The sequence below is a fragment of the Mesorhizobium sp. M0060 genome, assembly GCF_040323155.1.
GTDB lineage: Bacteria > Pseudomonadota > Alphaproteobacteria > Rhizobiales > Rhizobiaceae > Mesorhizobium.
The window spans coordinates 1-1194 of the sequence record NZ_JAMYUP010000158.1 but is presented as its reverse complement, the minus strand read 5'-3'; the positions used below and the strand labels follow the sequence as shown (position 1 = coordinate 1194).

General features: G+C 55.4%; 1 protein-coding gene and 1 pseudogene. One reads left to right on the top strand and one right to left on the bottom strand.

Translation table 11 applies throughout. The features are described 5' to 3' along the window. Positions 1-311: hypothetical protein (locus NKJ94_RS37360; RefSeq protein ID WP_352532780.1), on the top strand; the 311-nt coding region annotated here is incomplete at its 5' end. 502 nt (positions 312-813) lie between these two features. On the opposite strand, the pseudogene NKJ94_RS37355 reads toward NKJ94_RS37360, so the two are convergent. Beyond that, a pseudogene (locus NKJ94_RS37355) lies at positions 814-1089 on the bottom strand (LysR substrate-binding domain-containing protein); the annotation flags it as partial. Positions 1090-1194 lie beyond the last annotated feature (105 nt).

The following is a 1194-nucleotide window of genomic DNA, read 5'->3' as shown; positions in this document are numbered from 1 at the left end:
CGCCTCTTGCACCTCATATCCGCCGTACAAGTGCCTCGACCGCCGATCGGATCGGCGGGCTGCAGCTTATGTCAAAGGCCATTGTCAGCAATCATGAGAGTGGCGGCACGCGGGTGAAGTGGACCTACACCTTCCAGGCGAAGAATCGTCTCACCAAGTTTCTGCTAACTCTGTTCGTGAAGAGCCAATGGAAGGGCTACATGGACGTCTGCCTGGCGAACGTCATTGAGCTTTTCGCCGCATTACCGACCGCTGTTCCCGCACGTGCACCGGGGAAAAACAGCAGCGCTGGCGGTCTAACGTCCCGATGAAAAACAGGACCTGAGCGGATGTTCGATACCAAGGTAGCCATTCTCGTCCTCGACGATCTCGAGGTGTGGCAGAAGCTAAAAAAGGGGTTTGTCTACCGTGCGACGGAGTGTCGCAAACTTAACAAATAAGACCTTCATCCCTTAAAGCCTCGCAAAGTTGTCTGGGTGCAGAATAGGAGCCGCGTCTACAACTGCTCGCGGCGCCAGTGGCGTACAAAAAGCCATTTGTGAATCAGCACGGAAGATTGATCCCTTGCCTTTGCTGCATAAAACCTTGATTTGCATAAATGAAATGAAAACCAGGCGTAGTCACGATCGCCGCCGATGCTGACGCCACCCCGATTGCGAAATTGTTAGCAAAGTCACGAACTTGTTGCCTTTGGGCCGAGGGATCAACCTTCCGTGCCGATTCACTGATGCATCTGGAAAGCATCGGGTGCGTTCTCGATTATCAGGCTTCGACCTGTCACGACTGAACAACCCGAATATTGACGCGCCGCTCCTATATCCCCTTCAGGAGGGGCGTTTCGTCCAGCACCTCGACCATATATTCAATGAAGGCACGTACGCGGTGTGGCAGCGGTCCGCCGCCGACATAGATGGCATGGACCAGTTCGAGGTCGCCTGGATTGCAATCTTCGAGTAGTGGCACGAGCCTTCCCTCGGCTATTTCGGCGGCGACATGGAAAAGGCCCAGCCGTGCAATGCCGGCGCCGGCAAGTACCATCTGCTTCATGGTCTCGCCATTGTTCACCACGAGGCTTCCCGTAACTGATTGGCCGTAAGCGCTCATTTCCCCGCACGTCGACGGCCCTTGCAACAGCTGATCGCTTTCAGACGGACGCGTCCGGGCGGATCAGGCTGCAGCGGTTTTGAGGAAGTT